Origin of the sequence: Caballeronia zhejiangensis, from assembly GCF_000698575.1 — a bacterium.
Taxonomy (GTDB): domain Bacteria; phylum Pseudomonadota; class Gammaproteobacteria; order Burkholderiales; family Burkholderiaceae; genus Caballeronia; species Caballeronia zhejiangensis.
The window spans coordinates 49,951-71,637 of sequence record NZ_JFHD01000027.1; the positions used below are offsets into that span (position 1 = coordinate 49,951).

At 56.9% G+C, this 21,687-nt stretch carries 20 protein-coding genes and 1 pseudogene; 17 read left to right on the plus strand and 4 right to left on the minus strand.

From position 1 onward, the window contains the following. Positions 1 to 27 precede the first annotated feature (27 nt). On the minus strand, positions 28 to 879 hold the full coding sequence (locus tag BG60_RS26360) for a fumarylacetoacetate hydrolase family protein (RefSeq protein ID WP_014194513.1): 852 nt from the start codon (positions 877 to 879) through the stop codon (positions 28 to 30). 210 nt (positions 880 to 1,089) lie between these two features. Here BG60_RS26360 and BG60_RS26365 point away from each other — a divergent pair, with 210 nt between their 5' ends. Further along, on the plus strand, positions 1,090 to 1,833 hold the full coding sequence (locus tag BG60_RS26365) for a GntR family transcriptional regulator (RefSeq protein ID WP_034473308.1): 744 nt from the start codon (positions 1,090 to 1,092) through the stop codon (positions 1,831 to 1,833). Between the two features lie 353 nt (positions 1,834 to 2,186). On the opposite strand, the gene BG60_RS26370 is transcribed toward BG60_RS26365, so the two are convergent. Continuing rightward, the gene (locus BG60_RS26370; RefSeq protein ID WP_034473340.1) at positions 2,187 to 3,080 is read right to left on the minus strand and encodes a pirin family protein; all 894 of its coding nucleotides are present in this window, start codon (positions 3,078 to 3,080) and stop codon (positions 2,187 to 2,189) included. A 129-nt stretch (positions 3,081 to 3,209) separates the two neighbouring features. On the opposite strand from BG60_RS26370, the gene BG60_RS26375 reads away from it, so the two are divergent. Next, the gene (locus BG60_RS26375; RefSeq protein WP_014194516.1) at positions 3,210 to 4,115 is read left to right on the plus strand and encodes a LysR family transcriptional regulator; all 906 of its coding nucleotides are present in this window, start codon (positions 3,210 to 3,212) and stop codon (positions 4,113 to 4,115) included. Positions 4,116 to 4,356: 241 nt separating this feature from the next. Continuing rightward, positions 4,357 to 4,671, plus strand: a pseudogene (locus BG60_RS37185) (integrase core domain-containing protein); the annotation flags it as partial. A 287-nt stretch (positions 4,672 to 4,958) separates the two neighbouring features. On the opposite strand, the gene BG60_RS26385 reads toward BG60_RS37185, so the two are convergent. Beyond that, positions 4,959 to 6,101, minus strand: a complete 1,143-nt coding sequence (locus BG60_RS26385; RefSeq protein ID WP_014194517.1) for a LuxR C-terminal-related transcriptional regulator — start codon at positions 6,099 to 6,101, stop codon at positions 4,959 to 4,961. Between the two features lie 167 nt (positions 6,102 to 6,268). On the opposite strand from BG60_RS26385, the gene BG60_RS26390 reads away from it, so the two are divergent. From BG60_RS26390 to BG60_RS40200, 9 genes are all read left to right on the plus strand, one after another. Beyond that, a complete protein-coding gene (locus BG60_RS26390) occupies positions 6,269 to 7,435 on the plus strand; it encodes an acetyl-CoA acetyltransferase (protein WP_034473342.1) in 1,167 nt (388 codons plus the stop codon). Continuing rightward, positions 7,432 to 8,961, plus strand: coding sequence for an AMP-binding protein (locus tag BG60_RS26395; RefSeq protein ID WP_014194519.1), 1,530 nt, complete (start codon positions 7,432 to 7,434; stop codon positions 8,959 to 8,961). Before BG60_RS26390 ends, BG60_RS26395 begins: the two co-directional genes overlap by 4 nt. A 9-nt stretch (positions 8,962 to 8,970) precedes the next feature. Further along, positions 8,971 to 10,755 (plus strand): FAD-dependent oxidoreductase, encoded by a 1,785-nt coding sequence (locus tag BG60_RS26400; protein ID WP_014194520.1) that lies wholly within the window; start codon positions 8,971 to 8,973, stop codon positions 10,753 to 10,755. Positions 10,756 to 10,976: 221 nt separating this feature from the next. After that, a complete protein-coding gene (locus BG60_RS37190; protein WP_014194521.1) occupies positions 10,977 to 11,924 on the plus strand; it encodes a VOC family protein in 948 nt (315 codons plus the stop codon). An 84-nt stretch (positions 11,925 to 12,008) separates the two neighbouring features. Then, complete coding sequence (locus tag BG60_RS26415; protein ID WP_014194522.1) at positions 12,009 to 12,458, plus strand: nuclear transport factor 2 family protein; 450 nt, start codon at positions 12,009 to 12,011, stop codon at positions 12,456 to 12,458. A gap of 126 nt (positions 12,459 to 12,584) precedes the next feature. Then, on the plus strand, positions 12,585 to 13,664 hold the full coding sequence (locus BG60_RS26420) for a porin (RefSeq protein ID WP_014194523.1): 1,080 nt from the start codon (positions 12,585 to 12,587) through the stop codon (positions 13,662 to 13,664). A gap of 212 nt (positions 13,665 to 13,876) precedes the next feature. Then, positions 13,877 to 14,119: a BON domain-containing protein gene (locus tag BG60_RS26425; RefSeq protein WP_241484891.1), complete on the plus strand. Its 243-nt coding sequence runs from the start codon at positions 13,877 to 13,879 to the stop codon at positions 14,117 to 14,119. A 268-nt stretch (positions 14,120 to 14,387) separates the two neighbouring features. Further along, a complete protein-coding gene (locus BG60_RS26430; protein ID WP_034473312.1) occupies positions 14,388 to 15,230 on the plus strand; it encodes a fumarylacetoacetate hydrolase family protein in 843 nt (280 codons plus the stop codon). Between the two features lie 501 nt (positions 15,231 to 15,731). Continuing rightward, positions 15,732 to 15,983, plus strand: coding sequence for a DUF1330 domain-containing protein (locus BG60_RS40200; RefSeq protein WP_041734202.1), 252 nt, complete (start codon positions 15,732 to 15,734; stop codon positions 15,981 to 15,983). Positions 15,984 to 16,955: 972 nt separating this feature from the next. Here BG60_RS40200 and BG60_RS26440 read toward each other — a convergent pair. Continuing rightward, on the minus strand, positions 16,956 to 17,246 hold the full coding sequence (locus BG60_RS26440) for an Arc family DNA-binding protein (RefSeq protein ID WP_014194526.1): 291 nt from the start codon (positions 17,244 to 17,246) through the stop codon (positions 16,956 to 16,958). An 82-nt stretch (positions 17,247 to 17,328) separates the two neighbouring features. Between BG60_RS26440 and BG60_RS38340 the strand changes: the two genes are divergently transcribed. From BG60_RS38340 to BG60_RS26460, 5 genes are all read left to right on the plus strand, one after another. Further along, complete coding sequence (locus BG60_RS38340; RefSeq protein WP_148276389.1) at positions 17,329 to 17,517, plus strand: hypothetical protein; 189 nt, start codon at positions 17,329 to 17,331, stop codon at positions 17,515 to 17,517. Positions 17,518 to 17,630: 113 nt separating this feature from the next. Then, positions 17,631 to 17,999 carry a TrbC/VirB2 family protein gene (locus BG60_RS26445; protein ID WP_014194527.1) on the plus strand — a complete coding sequence of 123 codons (369 nt, stop codon included), beginning with the start codon at positions 17,631 to 17,633 and terminating at the stop codon, positions 17,997 to 17,999. Next, complete coding sequence (locus BG60_RS26450) at positions 17,996 to 18,298, plus strand: VirB3 family type IV secretion system protein (protein WP_014194528.1); 303 nt, start codon at positions 17,996 to 17,998, stop codon at positions 18,296 to 18,298. Before BG60_RS26445 ends, BG60_RS26450 begins: the two co-directional genes overlap by 4 nt. Continuing rightward, positions 18,285 to 20,960 carry a VirB4 family type IV secretion/conjugal transfer ATPase gene (locus BG60_RS26455; protein WP_014194529.1) on the plus strand — a complete coding sequence of 892 codons (2,676 nt, stop codon included), beginning with the start codon at positions 18,285 to 18,287 and terminating at the stop codon, positions 20,958 to 20,960. Before BG60_RS26450 ends, BG60_RS26455 begins: the two co-directional genes overlap by 14 nt. Next, on the plus strand, positions 20,957 to 21,625 hold the full coding sequence (locus BG60_RS26460) for a TrbJ/VirB5 family protein (protein WP_014194530.1): 669 nt from the start codon (positions 20,957 to 20,959) through the stop codon (positions 21,623 to 21,625). Before BG60_RS26455 ends, BG60_RS26460 begins: the two co-directional genes overlap by 4 nt. Positions 21,626 to 21,687 lie beyond the last annotated feature (62 nt).

Genomic DNA, 21,687 nt, shown 5'->3' on the forward strand with positions numbered 1-21,687 from the left:
CTCCAGCTTCCTTACAGAATAAGCAATTCAGGCTTGCAGCGTTTCGTCTGCAACATGGTTTCTCAGCACGCCGAGCCCTTCGATTTCGACCTCGCAGACATCGCCGTGACGCATGATGACTTTCGGCTCACGCGCCCAACCGATGCCTGCCGGCGTCCCGCTCACGATCACGTCGCCTGCTTCGAGAGTGATGGCTTCACTGATGATCGAAATCAGTGAAGCAACGTCGTGCAGCATGTCGGCGGTGTTCGCCGATTGCACCACCTTGCCGTTCAGCCGCGTCTCGAGCTTGAGCCCAGTGCCCCCTGCCGGAAGTTCGTCGGCCGTCACGAACTCGGGACCGAACGCGCCGGTGCCGTCGAAGTTCTTGCCAACTGTCCACTGCGGCGACTTGAACTGATATTCGCGCACCGAGCCGTCGTTGAAGATCGAATAGCCGGCAACACAGGAGAGCGCCCGATCCTTCGGGATATGGCGTCCGCCGCTGCCGAGGATCACGGCCAGTTCGCCTTCGAAATCGAGCGAATCGGACACGCGCGGCCGGATCATAGGCGTTTGATGACCGATCAGGCTGGAGTTGTAGCGTGGAAAGATGGTCGGATAAGTTGGTTGTTCGTACGGGCTTTCGTTCGTGTGATCCGCGTAGTTCAGGCCAATACAAAGAATTTTGCCCGGGTGCGTAAGCGGTGCGAGGTACGTGACCGAGTCAGCTGCAAATTCTTCGCCGACGTCGTGGGCCGAATTGCCATATGACGTGAGGTCCACGCCGCCGGCCAACAGTTCCTCCAGTGTCACGTCGCCAAGCGAGCGAATCGTCGTGCCTTGCAGAACGCCTAGCAGTCTGCGATGACCATCGGGCGAGAAGTTGATATAGCGCATTGCGTCTCCAGCGGGTCGAGTCAAACGGTAATCGATGAATGCCCGGCCACGCAAAGAGCACTAGGGTTTTCACCTGTGCTCCCCGCCGCGTCGGCCGGCTTGTTCGAACTATACTTGAAATAACTGTTTTTTCAAGAAACATATATATTTTTATTTTTTTAGCGTTAACCTGATGAATGAATATAATTGACGGGACTGAAGGAGAAATGTGTGGACCACAGCTTTGACACCGAGACAGCGACCGGGTCGCGCACAATGGCATCCGTATTGGCGCAGACGATCCTGAATGACATCGTGACGGGCGCGATCCCACCTGGCTCAAAGCTTAAGATGCGCGAGCTCGCTGAGCGTTACGGAGCGGGCATGATTCCGTTGCGCGAAGCGTTGTCACGCCTTGCCATGAGTGGGTTCGTTGAGGCGGAAGATCAGCGCGGCTTTCGGGTGACCAAGATTTCGAAGGCAGATCTCCTGGACATCACCACGGTGCGGCAACGAATCGAGTCAGATGCGCTGCGTGATGCGATTGAAAGCTGCAACCTGGCTTGGGAAGGCACGGTGCTGGCGGCGTTTCATCAGGTCAATAGCATCCACCCGTACATGTCCGACGATCCGGCGAAAATGAATCCTGCGTGGGAGCGCGCGCACGAGATTTTCCACACCACGTTGATCGCGGGCTGCCGCTCCAAGTGGCTAAAACAGTTTGCGTCAACGCTGCGCGTGCAAACTGCACGCTACCGTCACCAGTCGATCCGAAGCGCACACGCGCCGTCGCGCGATGTCGCGAAGGAACATGAGGAAATTGTTCGGGCAGTGCTCGCGCATGACGCAGACCGCGCGTGCGGGCTGCTCAGCGAGCACTTTGCGAGGACAGCGCAACTGGTCCTCGAGAACGTCGACCAGCAAACAGGTGGGGCTACAAGGAGCAAACGTGCTCGGGAGCGCGTCGAGGCTTAAATCAGTTCTTTCCAAAGTGCCGATCTTGCGGATAGTAGAGAACACCCGCTTGAGGTTCTCGAGTGAAACCTGATGACGGGGCGATCACGCATTCAGGCACGCCGCAGTTCGCCAAGTGTGAGGCTCCTTGAATTTAGTAGTCGACTGTATAGGCAATCTCATATCTCAGGGTCCCACTTGGGACTTTACGCCGGCGCGTTTAGCCGGCGTTTTTTTTGGCGCGCCCAGCCTGATGGTTGGCGAAGACCTTGCGAAACCCAAGGAAGCAGCTAGGCCGCGCAGCGCGTTTCAGCTCGTCAAGTCGTAGCTTTCTACATGCATCCTGGCAGGGCGCGTCGACGACCCCTTAACAATTACAGCGCGCGACTCTGCTGGGTCGTCACCGCCACTTGTCCGAAGCGTCCATTCTGAAAATCCTGAACCGCCTGATTGATTTCCTCGGTTGTATTCATCACAAACGGTCCATACGCAGCGACGGGTTCATCGATGGGCTCGCCGCTGAGCAACAATACCGTCGCATCACTCGCTGCCTCCACTCGCACGTCGGTTCCCTCGGCCCCGAGCAGGACCAATTGCGCTTCATTCACGGTTCTCATATCACCGTTGACCAGTATTTGGCCGCGCAGCACGACGAGCGCCACTGACCTGCCCACAGGCAATTTGAATTCCGCCGTGCGGCCCCGATTCAGTCTGATATCCCAGACGTCGATTGGCGTGAACGTACGAGCCGGTCCCGGTCGGCCTTTAAAATCGCCGGCGATTACCCTTACTTGTCCGGCGCCGTCCGGCAGCGCGACGCTGGGAATCTCCGTCGCAAGGACCGTCTGATAACCCGGCGCCGTCATCTTGTCCTTCGCGGGCAGGTTGACCCACAACTGGACCATCTCGAGCGTGCCGCCCGTCTTCGCGAAGGCGCGCGAATGGAACTCTTCGTGCAGAATGCCGGCGCCGGCGGTCATCCACTGCACGTCGCCAGGACCAATCCGGCCGCCTCCTCCTGAGGAGTCGAGATGTTCCAGTTCTCCCTGGTACACAATGGTTACTGTTTCGAAACCGCGGTGCGGGTGCTGACCGACGCCGCGCCTGCGTCCCGTCGGCGTGAAGTGCGCGGGACCGGCGTAGTCGAGCATCAAGAAGGGGCTGAGGTGGCGGCCCATGCTTTGATGCGAAAACAGCGTCCGTACGGGAAACCCGTCTCCAACCCAATGCGAGTTGGGATTGCTATAGGTGCCGAGAATCTTCTTCATCATCAAATCTCCTTTCGAAGGTCAAAAACGACCTGAATGCACGACGAAAGAGTAGATGAAGCGCAGTGGCACCGGTAGATAGCGTAGGTTATCCTCAGTGTCTCATTTTTGGAACGACGGCCCCAGTCGATGCACGACCTCAACGACCTCTATTTCTTTGCACAGGTAGTCGATCATCAAGGCTTCGCGCCCGCCGGACGTGCCCTCGGCATGCCCAAATCGACGCTCAGCAGACGTATCGCACAGCTTGAGGAGCAGCTTGGGGTACGCCTCATTCAGCGTTCGACCCGCCGCTTCTCGGTCACTGAAATCGGCCAGAGCTACTACAGTCATTGCAAGGCGATGCTGATTGAAGCGGACGCGGCCCAGCAGGCGATCGACCTGAACCGCGCGGAACCGCAGGGCATCGTCCGAATCACCTGCCCGGTCGCGCTGTTGCATGCGCGCATTGGCGTCATACTGGCCGAGTTCATGGCGATGACCGCTCGTGTGACGGTCCATCTTGAAGCGACGAACCGTGTCGTCGATGTCATCGGTGAGGGTATCGATGTGGCAATTCGTGTCCGTCCGCCTCCGCTGAAAGACAGCGACCTCGTGATGAAGGTGCTGGGCGAACGGAGATGGTGTCTAGTCGCGAGCCCGGGTCTGCTGCAGCAGACTCGGGCTCCTGAGGTACCGGCCGACCTGGCGGCGCTGCCGAGTCTCGACTTTTGCCCTCCGCATACCGATCACGCATGGCAACTCGATGGGCCCGAGGGTAGGCTCGCGGTTATCCGTCACACGCCACGATTCGTCACGGACGACATGATCGCGCTGAGGGAGGCGGCGATCGCGGGCGCCGGCGTGGTTCAGTTGCCTGTCATGATGGTGTCCGACGAACTGGCGCTTGGCAAGCTGGTGCACATCCTCCCGGCATGGATGCCAAAGGGTGGGATCATTCACGCGGTGTTTCCTTCCAGGCGTGGCCTGCTGCCTTCGGTGCGAACACTGATCGACTATCTTGCGATGCGATTTGAGCAGATCGATGAAAGCTGAGCCCGTTGCCGCGGTGCATTCACGGCACTTCGATGACGGGGCGACCGTTGACTATCAAGAGGCAGGACGCGTGGCGCGCCTCGCGTTATCGCCGCATTGGCATGCCGGTGATGCCGAGCGCAAATGGTGGGCATCTGCCGACGCTCATGCTGGCCGGGCATGCGGCTCGCAACGTTGTGTGAATGCCCGTCGTTACCTCGATGACCTTGTCGCGAGTAAGAATGAACTACGTCGAGCTTTTTCACAATATCTCAGCATTCGGTACACGGACCGCTTGTTGGTTGCAGGCGTTGAGCCATCAGTCGGAACCGTCGGCGACTCCTACGACAACGCTCTGGCCGAAACGATCAACGGCTTGTATAAGGCCGAGGTGGTGCACCGACGATCGTGGAGAAATCTGCAGGAAGTCGAGTTCGCCACGCTCGAATGGGTACATTGGTACAACCATCATCGGCTGCTTGGGCCGCGCGGATATGTTTCGCCAGCTGAAGCGGAGGACCACTACAATCGCACTCAGGCGTTGCCCGTTCGCGCGGCGTACCGCCAAACTCATTAGTCTCCGAGAAACCCGGGGCGGCTCATGCTGATAAGGCTTTGCTGAGGGAGGGTGAGAGGCGCTTGACGACCCTGAAGGGACAGTCGTCCGCGCGCAAAGCAGCCGTCCAGATAGGCCCCAATCTGGCACTCAGTTAGCGAAAAATGCCTGCCTGCTGGATACCCAGCGCGATAATGAGGCATCCACATGCGCGGTCGATCCACACGTTCACGCGAAGATACGCCGTCGCAATCGCAGCGTGCGGTCAAGACGGGTTCGCTTGGCGCTTACCGTTAACACGATCATCGTTATCCACGTCCGATTAGCCGAGCGATCAGCTCGCCGACAGTGGTAACGGCGTATTTCCGCATCAAACGCACTCGATGAGCTTCAACGGTTCGGTGACTGATGTGGAGGTCGCGCGCGATCTGTTTGCTGCTTTTACCGGTGACCAGAAATTGCGCGATCTCCCGCTCGCGAGCCGTGAGCTTCGTCGTTACAGGACGGATCTTGGAAATATCCTCGAAACACCAAATGGCGGCAGCAAACGGTTCGTCACGGCTGAACGCTCGTCCCGACACGTGACACCAGAAGAAGCTGCCGTCGATTTTCCGCATGATGCGATCGTCGCTGTACAACCCCTGCTGCTGCATGGTGATCATTGCACGCTTGCCGACATTTTGAAATTCATCTCGGGACGGGTATAGGTACTCCACCGATTTTCCCGTCAATTCATGCGATGAATAACCGAACATCTCGCTGAGCGCTTGATTGCAGGACACGATGACGCGCTGCCTGGTTACCAGCAAGCCGACCGGCGCCATTTGAAACGCAAACGTCATATCGGCGAAAGGATCACTTACCTTGAGCACTCCAGATGCGCCCTGATCAAGCTGCACGTCGCCTATTTGGCATTGTTTCTTCTTACCCTCTTTCACATCGAGCTTAGGTCTATCTTTTTGTTGGCAAGCACCTAGGGAGGCAGGCGTGCTACTAGCATCGTCTTGGAAGCAGGTTGGTTGGTCATCGCCGTCATTGGACGTCTGTCGATCCGTAGTCCTCCAGATTCGTACGACGCTCGACGCCGACACGTTTGCCTCGCGGGCGATGCGTCGGATGCTCACCCCGTTTGGGGGTACTGCCTGCTTTTGCGCAATGATCGCGGTGGTGATGGCGTCGGGGATCGACCGCGGCGCACCAGTTCTCTTTGTGTCAGACAGGCCTTCTACACGGTATTGAATGAACCTTGCGCGCCACTTGGCGACTGTATGGGGAGTAACCTGGTTTCGCTCCGCCACGACCTTGTTATCCAATCCGCTCGCACATCCCAGCACGATACGTGCGCGAATCGCCAACGCGGCCTGCGTGTTGTACCGCATTTCTATCGCTTGAAGAAGCTCCCGCTCTTCGTCACTTAGCACCAACCGCGTTTTGGGGCGTCCTCTGGACATGTTCCTACTCTCATTTCAGTACCTCACCGCACATCGAGGCCAGCGGCTCGCATAATGTAATGAACTTCCGGTACATGATATTGGTGATTGCCCTAGCGTATTTCGACGACTGATGATCGCATCGGTGCCCGTGTAAATTTTGCCCAACATACCGAATGGAGAAGCAGATGAGCGTTGCGATCGTGGGTTGGGGTCACCTGCCATTTGGCCGGCTTGACGCTCTGAGTCTGGAGGATCTGATCGTGGGCGCCGGCCGCAAAGCGCTTAGTGATGCAGATATTCCAGCAGACTCTGTGGATGGCATATGGCTGGGTAATCTGAATGGCGGATTCGTTCCAGACATATTTGCCGCGCCGCTTGCTCTGAACTGCGATGTCGGCCTGCGGTGGAAACCGGCGGTTCGCCTCGAAAACGCATGTGCGTCGGGCTCGGCGGCAGTCTATGCAGCATGTGATGCGATTGAGGCCGGACGAGCACGCATCGCCCTGGTTATCGGGGCTGAAAAGATGACGTCGATATCCGGTTCCGAGGTGACGAAAATTCTTGGAAATTGCGGATACTCGGGTGAGGCAGGAGACTTCCCTGGCGGTTTTCCTGGCATCTTCGCCCGAGTCGCCCAGGATTATTTCGATCAGTACGGCGACCACTCCGCGACGCTTGCGGCAATTGCCGCGAAAAACCATGCGAACGGCGTTGCCAATCCCTGGGCGCATATGCGTCGGGATATTGGCTTTGATTTTTGCAACACCGTCTCGGAGAAGAACCCTCTGATTGCGTCTCCGTTGCGTAAAACGGACTGCTCTCTCGTCTCGGACGGCGCGGCCGCGTTGGTTCTAGTCGCGAAGGAAGTCGCTGCGGATTTCAGGAAGGCTGTCTCGATTCGGGCCCGCGTGCAGGTCAATGATTATCTTCCCCTGGCGCAACGCCGAGCGGTTGACTTCGAGGGCCCTAAGCGTGCGTGGAGTGGCGCGCTTCGAGAGGCCGGCTGTACGATTGACGACCTTTCTTTCGCCGAAGTGCATGATTGCTTCACCATCGCGGAGCTGCTTGCCTATGAAGCGATGGGGCTCGCGCCATCGGGGCAAGGTCATCGTTTGATTGAAGATGGAACCGTCGCACGCGGAGGGCGTTTCCCGGTCAACGCTTCGGGAGGACTCAAGGCGAAGGGCCATCCGATCGGAGCGACGGGTGTTTCGATGCACGTACTCGCCGCAATGCAACTGGCAGGCCAGGCTGACGGGATGCAGATTCCGGGGGCCACCCTGGGAGGCGTTTTCAACATGGGCGGCGCCGCGGTGGCAAGTTACGTCAGCATTCTGGAGCGCAGTCGATGAATATCGCGCGATTGCTATCTCGCACGGCATCGATCTTTGCGGACCGCCTCGCAGTGCTGCGCGGCGAGCAACCGTGGCTCGACTACGGTTCGCTCGCCCAGCGCACAGCGGCATTGGCCGGATATCTCCGAGAACAATTTGGCGTCCAGCCGGGTGCGAGAGTTGCGATATATTCAGAAAACTGTCCGGAATATCTGGAGGCGCTTCATTCCATCTACTGGGCTGGCGCGGTTTCGGTCCCAGTGAATTTCAAGCTCCACCCGAAAGAACTTTCTTTCATTCTGGCGGACTCCGGAGCGGATGTGCTGTTCGTTTCGGAAGAATTGCTGGCGACGCTGAAGGAAGCCGCGATCGACACGCCACCGTGTATGGTTTTCGGCTCTCCCGGGTATGCGCATGCACTGGAGAATGTACCGATCGCCGTACAGCACCGAGATCCGGATGACGTCGCGTCGTTGTTCTACACGTCTGGCACGACAGGACGTCCCAAAGGTGTCATGCAGACGCATCGCAACCTTTTGACGATGACCGCGTGCTACTTCATGGATGTCGATGACATCTGTCCTGAAGATGCCATGGTGTATGCCGCGCCGATGTCGCACGGAGCAGGGTTGTACAACTTCGCCTATATCGTGCGGGGTGCTCGGCATGTGATGCCTCGCTCCGGTGGGTTCAATTCCGCAGAGCTGGTAGAGCTGGCTTCGCGATTGGGACGACTGTCGATGTTTGCTGCGCCAACCATGGTCAAGCGCCTCGTTGAACACGTTCGCGCGGTGCGAGCCGACGTTTCTGGCTTCAAAACGATCATCTACGGCGGCGGCCCAATGTATGCGAATGATTTGCAACAGGCGCTCGAGGTGTTCGGGCCACGTCTGGTGCAGATCTACGGCCAGGGCGAGAGCCCGATGACTATCACTGCTCTTGGCCGGTGTCATCTTGCAGATGCACAGCATCTACGATGGGCGGAGCGCGCGAAATCGGTTGGTGTTGCGCAATCGTTGGTCGAAGTGCAGGTCGTTGACGACCGTGGTCAGCTCGTTCCAAAGGGCGAGATCGGCGAAGTGATTGTGCGTGGCGACACGGTTATGTCGGGATACTGGCGTAACCCTGAGGCAACCGCCAATGCGATACGGGACGGCTGGCTATACACAGGAGATACCGGCTATATGGATGATGATGAATTTCTCACGCTGAAAGACCGATCAAAAGATCTGATCATTTCCGGTGGTTCGAACATTTACCCTCGGGAGATTGAGGAGGTCTTGTTGTCGCATCCGTCCGTGTCGGAAGTTGCAGTTATCGGTCAGCGAGATGTCGAGTGGGGTGAGGTTCCAGTTGCTTATATCGTGCTCCGAGACGACTGCAGTGCTACGCAGGACGAGCTGGACGATTGGTGTCTCCGGAGTCTTGCACGCTTCAAGCGACCGAAGCGTTATGAGTTCGCGTCGAAGCTTCCAAAAAACAGTTATGGCAAGGTTTTGAAGACGGAATTGCGTAACTTGAGTGTGATAGCGCCAGGCGCATAAAGATAGGAGATGGAGACAATGAATAGGGTGAAAACGTCGGTTCTAATCATAGGTGCTGGACCCGCTGGCCTTACGGCGTCGGCGCTGCTTGCAAGAAGCGGAGTCGACGCGCTGACTGTATGTCGGTACTCCGGCACGGCGAACTCGCCGCGGGCACATATCACGAATCAACGCACGATGGAAGTGTTCCGGGATATGGGTATCGAGGAGCGAATGGCGGCCCTGTCAACGCCCAATCGCTTAATGGGTAACACGACGTGGATGACAAGCTTCACAGGTATCGAGTTGGCTCGCCTGCCTTCGTGGGGAACCGGGATCGATCAACGTGTGGAGTATGAGCGCGCGAGTCCGAGTTCTATGTGTAACCTCCCGCAGCACATCCTGGAGCCCGCGATTCTCGACGCCGCGAGAGCTGTGGGGGCACGAGTGCGCTTCGACACAGAGTTGGTGGCAATCCGGCAGACGAAAGACGCCGTCTATTCCACGCTATGCGATCGACTTACCGGAGAGAAAATCGAAGTTGAGTCCCAATACGTCATTGGCGCAGATGGCGCCAATAGCCTTGTGGCGGATGAACTCGGCTTCGAGATGGAGGGGCACCGGGGCATCGCAGAGCAGGTCAACTGTTGGGTCGAGGTTGATTTATCAAAATACGTGTCGCATCGTCCTAGCTCTCTCTACTTCATATCTCAGCCGGGAAATAGTTTCTGGATTGGAAGTGGCGCATGGATTTGCGTGAAGCCTTGGTCGGAATGGGTACTGCTCTTTTCGTTCCGCTCGGCCGATGGCGTGCCAGACCTCAGCGAGCAGGCAATCATCGCTTATGCAAGGTCAACTATCGGGCATCCGGATATTGAGGTCAAAGTAAAAGCGGTCTCTACTTGGGCAATCAACCACATGTTTGCCAAAGAGATGCGCATCGGACGAGCTTTTATTGCTGGCGACGCCGCGCATCGTCACCCGCCAGCGAATGGACTGGGTTCCAACACTTCGATCCAGGATAGTTTCAATCTCGCATGGAAGCTTGCCATGGTGTTAAAGGGCCAGGCAAACGAGTCGCTTCTGGACAGCTACTCTGCTGAACGGCAGCCGGTGGCCAAACAAGTGGTCGAACGCGCGAATAAATCAATCGAACTGATGCAGCCGATCTCGTCTGCATTCGGATTTAGCCATGGCCAGAGCGTGGAGACCGGCTGGGATTCGATCGCAGAGCTCCGCGGAGATAGCCCGCGAGGCCGTCAGCGCCGGAAGCAACTGGCGCAGGCACTGGAGGGGCTACAGCACCACTTCAACGCACACGGCGTTGAGCTTGGCCAGCATTACACGTCCGGTGCGATAGTGGGCGACGGTACCCCTGAATTCAAACCGGACCGCGATCCTGAGTTATATGTCACGCCAACCACCTGTCCAGGTGCCCACTTGCCGCACGCCTGGGTGGAGCAGCGTGCGAAATTGGTCTCTACTCTAGACCTCGTCGGCAGGAATAGCTTCACCGTAGTGACCGGGATTGGTGGACAACGCTGGTGTGAAGCAGCTGAACGTCTTGCGGCCAAGTTCGGTTTGCCAATGCGTCATGTGACCATCGGTCCGGGCCTCGATGCCGAAGACGTATCTGGTCAGTGGTGTTCGCTGCGGGAAATCGAGGATAACGGGTGCCTGCTTGTCCGGCCCGACATGCATATTGCATTCCGGGCGATGGTAATTTCCGACAATCCCTTTGAGGATCTGATGTCCGCTATGGGGCACATCGTCGGCAAGCAACTGATCAGTTTGCCACGGGTTGCTAGCTATTGAGCAACATCGAACCGCGTTCGGTAGTCACACGGAAGGCCCTGCTTTTTTATTCCATTGGAATCAGCGGATCGTGTTCCTTCGAGCGAGCATTAAAGAATTATTAACCGAAAAAAAGTAAATTTTTCGCTTTACATTCTCGCGTGGCGCTTAACGAAGAACCGAATGAGGTTCCAGCTGTTGCTGGCAATAACAACTCTAGTGGTAGAAAAATTGAGGAAGACATGAGCAAAATCGTGGTGAGAGAGTTGGCCTACGTGAGATTGAGATCGCCCGACTTAGATCTGGCGGAGCAGTTTCTATCTGACTTTGGACTATCGCGGTCCGCACGAACTGCGAATGCGCTATACATGCGCGGCACTGACCCGAATCATCACATCCATGTGACTGAGAAGGGCGAGGCGAAGGTCGTAGGGTTTGCATTTGAGGTTGCAAGCAAAGCTGATCTCGAGCGGGCATCTCTGATCGAGGGAGCATCCATCATTCACGAAATTGATGAGCCTGGTGGTGGTCACCGGGTGATCCTCACCGAGCCGAATGGCTATCAAATTGAGCTTGTGCATGGTATCCAGCGTCTCCCGTCGGTTCCTGTCGATCCCAGGATCTATAACACCGGCGAGGAACCGCGACGCCGTGCCGGAGCCTTGCAAAGGCTGCCAGGTAGTCCGACCAGAATCAAGCGCATTGGGCACTGCGTCCTGACCTCGACGAAGTGGACAGAAACTACGCGCTGGTTCCACGAAAACCTGGGGCTAGTGACGACCGATGACATCTACGCCGTAGAGCCGTCAAATGTTATTGCGACGTTCAGTCGCCTCGATCAAGGCGCGGAATATGTCGATCATCACGTGCTCATGTGTTTCAAGGGTGACGAAAATGGATTGAATCACGTGTCGTTCGAAATGAATGATATCGATTCTGTCTTCGCTGACCATTATTGGCTGGTGAATACTGGGAAGTATGAACATATGTGGGGGCCGGGGCGTCATTTCCTCGGGAGCCAGGTTTTCGATTATTGGGCTGATCCGTGGGGTCGAATCCACGAGCACTGGGCGGATAGTGATCGCATCAATGAGGAATATAAAAACCGCCATTGTTCTACCGAGGAAGGATTCGTATCGCAATGGGGAGAGCATCCCCCAGAGAAATTTCTCAGACGCGTCAGCAAATAGGATTCGCTTGATCGCGGATGTTCGCAGTTCGCCGGTTTGGGCAGCGATAACTCTTGAACGCGTCAAAACGCCAAGGAGGAACCGATGGAAATCAAAGTAATGACCGACGAGCAGAGGAAGGCAGTGGCGCTTGAGTATTTCAAGCGCTTGGACCGTGGTGGAAATCTTATCGAGTTGTTCGACGAGCACGCAGAGATGTATTTCCCGAAGTGGGGAATCGCACGTGGCAGGCAGGAGATAGAGCAACTTTTTGCCGATCTGATGACGATCCTGGCCGGCGTCACACACGATAAATCGTACCTGAATGTCATCCAGCAGGGCGACCTCGTGTGTGTCGAGGGCCTGTCGAGCGGAAAGCTGAAAAACGGCGTGGAGTGGCGAGCCGGCACCACGTATGCGGGGCGCTGGTGCGACGTGTTCGAGATTCGCGACTTCAAGATTCACCGTTGCCACGTGTATCTGGATCCTGACTACGCAGGTGCGGACACGGCCCGCTATCCATGGCTCAGTGCTGCGCGCGAAACCCGCTACTAGACCCGTCCCGAGGCAAGTGCCAGGCATCGTTCGCTGTCTGATAGTTAGTGGGCACCGATCGGACCGCGTCGAGCGAAACCTATAAAACTATAACTACTGTCAAAGCAGTAGGTTAAGGAGACGGAAATGGTCACAAAATGGAGCGTTGCGAAAGTAATTTCGCTATTTAGCATAGGATTGCTAATTAATAGCGTTGCGCAAGCTCAAAGCAGTGTCACACTATTCGGTGTATTGGATGGTGGGTTGCTGTACACAACCAAGACGCTCGACCCGACAACCGGTCAGAACGCCGGCAAGCAGTTTTCGGTCATCGACGGCGGATCATACTATTCGCAGTTTGGTCTGGTAGGAACGGAGGATCTTGGCGGCGGATTCAAGGCGAAGTTCCGGCTGGTAAGCGGGCTCAACATTGCCAACGGTGGATTGCTTCACTGCAACGGCAATCTTTTCGGCTGTGAGGCCTGGGTCGGCATCGAAGGGCCGCCCGGCGAGATCAAGCTGGGCCTGCAATTTTCACCCTTCTTTCTCGCCGTCTATGACACGGATCCGCGCAGTCTGTCGCTGTTCGGCAGTGGGTCCATCCCCCTCGTGGACAACGTGCTCGGCACAGGCATCTTTAACGCGAATGCGGTGTCCTATACCAGTCCGACTCTCGGTGGCCTGCAGGCCAGCGCGATGTACGCGTTCGGCGGCGAGGCTGGCAACTTTCAGGCCGGCCGCCAGTACTCGGTCCGACTGAAATACCAGCTGGGTGGCTTGACCGTTAATGCCGCGATCTACGACGGCAATAGCGGCGGTACAGCTCAGACACCGGTTCCAACGACCGTGCAGTACGAAGGTCGCCTGCTAGGCGTCGGATATCAGTTTGGCTCACTGACGGCGAAGGCTTCCTTCGTCAACTACAAAGTTGCCGGGTCGTTCAACAACAATGTCTATGGGGGCGGCCTCACCTGGTATGTGCTGCCGACGCTGGACGTGAATGGTGGAGTCTGGGTGACAAGCGATCGCAACCGGACAACCAACCATTCCGTTCTTGCCGCGCTGGGCACGGACTATTTTGTGTCGAAGGCAACGACGCTCTATGCACAGGTGGGCGTCGTGAACAATCACGGTGCAATGAATACCGGGCTGTCAATGATCGGGGCGCTGTATGAGGTGCAAGGCACCTCGGTCGGCGCCGTGCTCGGCATACGGCACACGTTCTGAACGTCCGGGCGCCAATGTGCTATGTAACGCCATTGCAAGGCGTCGGCGCGGCATAGCAGCACACTCGGTTCATCAAGGAGTGAAACAAAGTGCGGTATATCAACAGGTTCAGGGGCGCGGTAGGCGCGCTCGTCATGGCGGGTTCGGTGGTCGTCGCACACGCCCAGGTGCTTGGAAGCGACGCGGAACCGTCTGCTGCAGCGAGCAGCAGCATGGATAAAGGAGCGCTCAAGGCGGCGAATCGCAAGCTGCAAAAGACCGTGCTGCGCAACCTCTCACAAACGCGGGGACTCAAGGCAGGCAACATTCTCGTCGTAGCGAGAGGTGGGGTGGTCACCCTGGCCGGATCCGTTCCCGAAGCGGAGCAGATTGAACTTGCAGTCTCGGTAGCCAGGGCCGTGAATGGCGTAAGCGAAGTGCGGAATGACCTGACGGTCAGGCCTGAAGGGCTGTAGTGCGCCCCAAGGTCAAATCCGCCCTTGACTCTCGGGGAAACCCGAGCCAGCGGAATCGCTCAATACCAGTCTTGCGATCCGATGCCTTGGCGAATTTTTCGGTCGCGGCAATAACAAGAGTCACTGTCGCGGATGGCAACGAGGAATCTAAATAGTTTTGTGGGCTGTCTGAGCGATCAACGACTTGTGTACGTGAGAAATCAGACGAACAGGTCCGACTAACTCAAACCGTGATGGCAATGACTATCACATTTTTTGCGGAGAACGTATGAAACTGTGTCGATATGGCAATGTCGGTGAAGAAAAACCGGGACTCATCGATAAGCACGGGCGCATTCGGGACCTATCGGGCCACCTCCACGACCTCGGCCCCGCGGATCTGTCGCCACGAGCGTTGCAACTCCTGCGCGACATCTGCCTCGAAGAACTTCCGCTCGTCAGCGGCACGCCGCGTCTGGGCTCGCCGCTGAATGGCACATCCAAGTTCGTCGCGATTGGCCTGAACTACGTCGATCATGCGAAGGAAGCCAAGCTAGCGATTCCCGACGAGCCAGTGGTCTTCATGAAGGCGATCAGCTGCATCATGGGACCGTGCGATGATATCGTGCGCCCACGTGGCGCAACCAAACTGGATTGGGAAGTGGAGCTTGGCGTCGTGATAGGCACGAAGGCTCAATACGTTTCCGAGGCGGATGCGCTGGAGCACGTGGCCGGTTATTGCGTGCTGAACGATGTATCGGAGCGCAGCTACCAAATGCAGTCTTCACAGTGGGACAAGGGCAAGGGCTGCGATACGTTTGGACCGATCGGTCCGTGGCTGGTCACGCGTGATGAAGTCGCCGATCCGCAGAATCTCGGCCTGTGGCTCGAAGTCAACGGCAAGCGCATGCAGCAAAGCAATACCAACGCGATGATTTTCCCGGTCGCGAAGCTGGTTGCATATGTGAGCCGTTATATGACGCTGTACCCTGGCGACGTGATTGCGACCGGCACGCCCGCGGGCGTTGGGGTCTGCGCCAGTCCGCAGGTGTTTCTGAAACCCGGCGACACGATCAGGCTAGGTATCGATGGATTGGGAGAGCAGACGCAAACCGTGAAATCCAGGGACTGATCCAACTGGACCGTGTCAGGTTGGTGGGCAGGCGGCGGTAGAATTGACAAAATTGCTTCGCCATCGCCACCGCTTCCCCGTCGCGATCAGCTGCGGAACACAGTAAGCTCGATTGTCCGCCAGCGTCGCAGTTCATCGCGGTATCTGGCAGGTAACCCGCAAGGGAAGCTGTTGGTCGAGCGGGTAAGAGAACGCGGAGAACGCGAACGGCGGCCTGTAATGGCTCGCATAGGGGTTCGTGCTTTGCCCCGACCTGAAAGGGTGAAGACTTCCGCACAGTGCAGTTGTCGCAGACCAGCCTTTAGATTCAACGAGGGGCAGCTTGCGAGTGACCGGTGGGGCTACGGTTCAGCGCCTCTCGCCGCAGCAATGAGGCGAATCAACGATGTGACGTCTGCGAAGGTCGTATGAAGGCTGGTATGACCGGCGTCAGTATGACGCTTACTGCTGTGGGATTTGCTGTGAGAGGCTACTGGGTTATCCTCGGAACTGAGGTCAACGATGCAGAGGCACAACAGGTCTAGGGCAATTGTGGTCGCCAATCGTCGAAAGTATCAGGCACAGTTGAAGTCCGTGGATGCCTCTGCTGTCCTCGTGGAAGGACGGGACATCAAGCGCGTGGTCGCCGTAGAGTTCCCATCTTACGAGGCGGCGAGATCGTGTTACGAAGATCCGACTTACCAGGAGGCGAGACGATACGCGCTTCAAGCCTCAAAGCGAGAACTGCTCATCCTGAAGGCAAATCTCGCTTAGCAAGCACATGAAGGCGGTCGGGCCAGAGTGGCATATCGTGCCAGTCATTCGGAAATTCGCCGTTGCCGAGGACGACCAGGTTCGACTCGGGGACCTGACGTGTGATCTCTGAGTCGCATGAGAGCCACAGAATCGTTCTTCACTCTCGTTGATTGGATTTAACATAAAGGAATTTAGCGATTTTTCATTAGGAGTCCGAGTCATCGCTACGTGCATGGCTTGCCCATTGAGCGCGAGTCGGCAGCGTGGCATTCTATGTCGACGAAAGCGATCGTTACTGCATGTAAGCCGCACCTAGGAGGGGCGCCTATCCAGCCTGCGACGTCGCCGCCACTTGAATTCTTGAGCCATGCTGCCACGCTGCACCGACTTCGCGGTCTCCAGAGCACGGCATCTTGAAGCCAAGGATGCCGCCGAACGGACCGCGGGAAGCGTCAGACAGACACGAGAGGTTTCTTCCGAGCAGCTTCTGCTCTTCCGAGGTTGGCGAGCGCAGCCGGTCCGATGCTTGACCTCGCGGGACCGATAAAGTGTAAAAATTCGATCTCGCACGCGCGGGAAGATAACGATGGCCGGAGCCTAGCTGCCCTCTGGAGGCACCATGGAGCACGAAGGATTATACGGCGACGGCAAATGCTCAACTTGCTTCGCTGAACCGGCTAGCGAACTACACTTCTGTCCGAATATTGGACCCGGTTACGACGGCGACTACATATCGATGCTGTGCGACTGCTGCGACCACTGCGCACAAGAGTGCGCCTGCACTGGCGACGAAGGGAAACCCGGCCGCGGCCGGTAGGGATCATCGGCGTTGGTGGGTGGTCTCGGCACGATGGCAGCTGCGCCGGCGCCTCGTCTTCCATTCGCATGACATCTGCTCAGGGCAAACAAGAACATCGCGCGACACAAATTCTTACAAAGAAGACGGCGCAAGATTACTTAAAATTTCTAGTATTTGTCTAATCAAAGACACTATCGAGGTGGTTTCCCGGTGCCACGCGCTTGTTGGACGATGCCCAGCATCCTTTCTGCAAACATGGTGATTTCTGCTGGCGTCATGAGTTCTGCCAGCGACATTTTCGAAATCGTCGAGTGGAGCGTCGGCAAGTCAGCATCGGCGCTGACTGTCAGTTGCGGAAATGTGGACTCGAGGCGAGCCACAAGCTCGGCGTTCAGCGGACGCCGGTTTTTTTCCGCAGCGGCCTTGAGCTCGTCGTAGAGCGGCCACGGCAAGCGATATTGAGAGCGATGCGTATCTTCCATAGTTAAATTTGACACTACTCAGGCACTATCGTATAGTGACTATAAGTCACTGGATAGTGACGCAGACAACGAGGGAGAAAGGATGGGCGAATCCGTTCGATCGCAGTATCGAATTCCCAAGGAACTCAACGATTGGCTCAGTTCGCGCGCCAAAGCCGAAGAGCGGTCTAAAAACGCTCAACTGGTCGTTGAACTCAGGACCCGTATGCGGGAAACAACTCACCTGCAGACCGGCCCGATAATCGAGTGTGATCAAACAAAAGGCGACTGAGTAGGCCTTCCCTACTCGATCAGCCCAAATTCTAATATTAGTACTACTTATAAATAGTTGAAATCCGCCAAGAATCGATGAACATTGACGTTTAACTCATGCGAGGGCGAAACATGCAAGTTCAGAACTCAAACCAATCCGCTCGAACCCACAAGGTCGATAGACTGGACATGGTGCTCGACTTGACGGCTAACGCCTGTGTAATCACCCTGCTCCTCCTCCCGCAGTTCGCCCACGCACAAGACGCCTCCGGAACGTTCGGCGGGATCACTGCCTTTTTGAGGTCGGTTACGCAACTGCTCATTTATGAGTGGGGTTACTACATCGGCATCATCACCTTGGCGATCCAAGGATACCGCTGGAAGACCGGCCGCATCGACCTCATGACGCTCGGCGGTTGGGGTCTCGGTATTGGCCTCGTTTTCTTCGCGCCGAACATCGTCTCCGATCTCAAAGCGCGCTCGGCAGGAACGATCGTATGAGTGCCGACGAGCAACTCCATGACGATGAGGGGGAATCGCTCGTCGCTGCGATGACCCGACCCACGATGATTGGCGGGTTGACGCTCGCAAGTCTCGCGATGAGCTTCTACATTCCAGGCATGGCCGCGATGATCGCGCGCTCGGTGGTGCCCGCCATCGCCGTCCCCTTCTTGCTGCTTGGTAGCTACCTGGTCTGCCTCAAAGACGTCTATCTATTCGACATTCTGGCTGCCGCAACACACCTGAAGACGTGCCCGAACAAACGCTTCTGGAGATGCAGACGCTATGCGCCTCGTTGACGTTCTGAAAGAGAAGTTTGACATGTCGCTGTCGATGCCGCTGCCTGACGGGGCAGCTCTCGATGACAAGGAAATGGCGGCAAGCGACATGATCCCGTACAGCGTGCATTACGACGACGAAACCATCATCACGAAGGATGATGGTCTGGTGCAGGTCATTGAACTTGATGGCCTGTACTTCGAGTCGTTCAGCGCAGCGCAAATCAAGCAATTCGAGCGCCGGCGTAACACAGTCCTGCGCTCCATCGCGAACAGCGACCGCGGAGTGTACGTTCACTTGATCCGTCGCAAGATCAATCAGTACCCGGAGGGAGACGGCGGCACATGGTTCGCGCGACGCTTCAATGCAGCGTGGAGAGAGCGCTATATGAGGCGTTCGTTCTACGTGAACAAGATCTACATCAGCATTGTTCGTAACCGATTTCGACAGGGCGCGCCCGGCCTCTTGGACCGCGTCTTCTCGCTGGCATCGGGTGCGAAGGCGTCGGTCGAGAACCTAGAGTCATTCGAGGAGCAAGCGAAGGATCTGAACGAAGCCACCAACCTTGTTGTGCAGACTCTGTCAGGATACGGTGCTCGCAAGCTGTGTGTCCAGCGCCGGCCGGGATTCGCCATTGGCAACGTGGGTGCGGTTGACGCACAGGCGGCGATCGAGCGATTCGATCTAAGCTGGCGAGATTTTCAGGCGCGGTATGGCTTGCGCGACGTGTACGACCGAGAGGAGGTAGATGACTATCTCGGCGAGGACTATTCGGAAATCGCTGGTTTCTTCCACTATCTCATCAATCTGGAAGATGAACGAGTGCCCGTCACGGATGTGCAGCTCGACCGTACGCTTGCCGTGTCGTGGCTCGATTTTAAGGTAGTCGGAAACGTGATGGCCGTGCAGAACCTGAGTGGAACGCGGGCCGGCGCCGTACTGAGCATGGCTGAATGGCCAGCACGCACGCGGTCCCGCATGCTCAACGAGTTTTTGAAGCAACCTGTCGAATACATCGTCACACAGTCGTTCTTCTTCAGCGACCGCATCACTGCCGAGCACGATATGAAGCAGGAACGGCGGCGTCTCGTGGTCAACGACCGCGAGGGCGGTGCGGACGAGGACAAAAAGGAAATTACGGATGGTCTGCGCGATCTGACGAGCGGCCGAGCTGTCAATGGCCTCCATCACCTGACGATTCTCGCCCATGTGCCGGCTACGACGGCGCACGCCGATCCTGTTCGGAACAAAACGCAAACGATTGCGGATCTCGATAAAGCAGTTGCGCTGCTCAAAAAATCGTTCGTGAACCTTGGGGTCAAGGCAGTGCGCGAGTGGTTCGCTGTTGAGACGTTTTTCTGGTCGCAGCTTCCTGGCCAAGCGCAGCACTTCATCGGCCGGCGCGGCAAGATCAAGTCCGGCAATTTTGCAGGGTTTGCATCACTGCATAACTACGCAGTTGGAAAAATTGACGGCAACCTATGGGGGCCGGCGATCATGGCCTTTGAAACGGAAAGCGGTACAGCCTATTACTTCAACTTCCATCGCGAAATGGAAGGGATGGTTGCCGGTCATATGGCCCTGACTGCGGACACCGGCGCGGGCAAGACAACTTTGCTGTCGGCATTGATAGCTATGGCGGACAAGGCGCGTCCGCGCGTGTTCTGGTTCGACAATCGAGAGGGCGCGAAGGTATTCATGCGCGGCATGGGTGGACAGCACACTACGTTGTCGGTGCACGGCAACACAGGCTGGAACCCCTTCAGGCTTCCCGACTCGCCGGAAAACCGCCTGTACCTGGTCGAGTTGATGACGTTGATGCGCACGTGCTACGGCGGCAAGCTCACTTCCGACGACATCGAGCGATTCAAGAAAGCTGTCCACGAAAACTACGACGTCCTGCCTGTCCAAGATCGCCGTTTGCGCAATGTCGCATGGTGCTTCGGGCAGGGCGAGCTGGCGAAGGACATGCGGATTTGGCACGGCGTCAATGGTGCAGAGGGTGGTGCCAACCGGGGCGTGTTCGATAACGAGCACGACAGCATCGACCTTGCGCAGTGTCGGCACTACTGCTTCGAAATGCGCCAGCTCATCAAGGACGGCGTTGCACGTCCCGAGCTGCCCGTCGTGCTGAGCTATCCGTTCCACCGCATCGAGCAGTCGATGAACGGCGAGCCGTTTATTCTCGTGCTTGAGGAAGGTCAAAACCTCGTCAAACACGCGTATTGGCGTGAAAAGATAGACAGCTACATCATGCAAATCCGCCGTAAAAACGGCCTGCTCATTTTCGTCACGCCTGACGCGAAGTATCTCTACTGCGAAACCGATTCGATCCAGAAGCAAACGGCGACCAAGATTTATTTGCCAAACGGCGAGGCCAGTAAGGTTGATCTCGTGGATCACCTCGGTCTTACGGACGGTGAGTTCGATTTCGTTCACGACACTCCGCCCGAAAGCTTTCAGTTCCTGATACGGCGAGGTAGTGAGTCGATCCGCGTCAAGTTCGATCTGTCCGATCTGCCCGAGTTCATCCCCGTGCTGTCCTCGAACGACAAGGGCGTTGCGCTCATGGAGCGAATCATCAGTGAACTGGGAACCGACGATCCGGAACAGTGGGTGCCGGAGTTTATGCAGCGTGCGATTGCCGAGAACACGCACAACCTCAAGAGAAAAGGAGCGTGAACGTGAAAAATGCGCTTTTAGCCCTCGCTGCAGCCGCCTCGTTCAGTGTTTCGGTGCCAACCTACGCCACGGGCATTCCGACGTTCGATGCGGCGAGCTTTCTGCAACTGCAGCAGCAGCTTACGCAACTACAGGATCAGTACAAAACGCTCAAAGATCAGTACGCGGCGATCACCGGTACCTATGGTCGTGGTTCGATCGGGCTGAACCAGTCGATCAGTGCGGCATCGGTCGTGCCGGGGTCGTGGCAGGAAGTTGTTTCGCAGCAGCAAGGCGGGGCATTTGGCTCGAAGCAGGGTTTCTACGAGAAGCTCATCAACACGATGCCACCGGATCTCTTCGCGGATCCGCAGGCGCAAAGCGCCACGACTTACAAGATGAGCACGGATTCGGTTCGGGCAGCATTAGCGGGCGGCGACTCGTTGTACTCGGAGGTTCAAGCGCACCTCAACAACCTGTCGGTGCTGAGTGCGCAGGTCGATACGACAACGAACATCAAAGACGCGCAGGATTTGCAGAACCGCATTTCAAGCGAGAACGGCATGCTGTCGAGCGCGATGGCAAAACTCAACGCGATGAACATGAACCTTCAAGCGAACCTAGTGAACCAGCAGAACCAAGCGACGGCCGCGACACAGAAGTATTTCCGTCGCACGGGCCCATAACCAGTTCTCACTTGAGACAAGACGAAATTCCCCGAGAGATACGTCATGAAAATGCTCGCGTT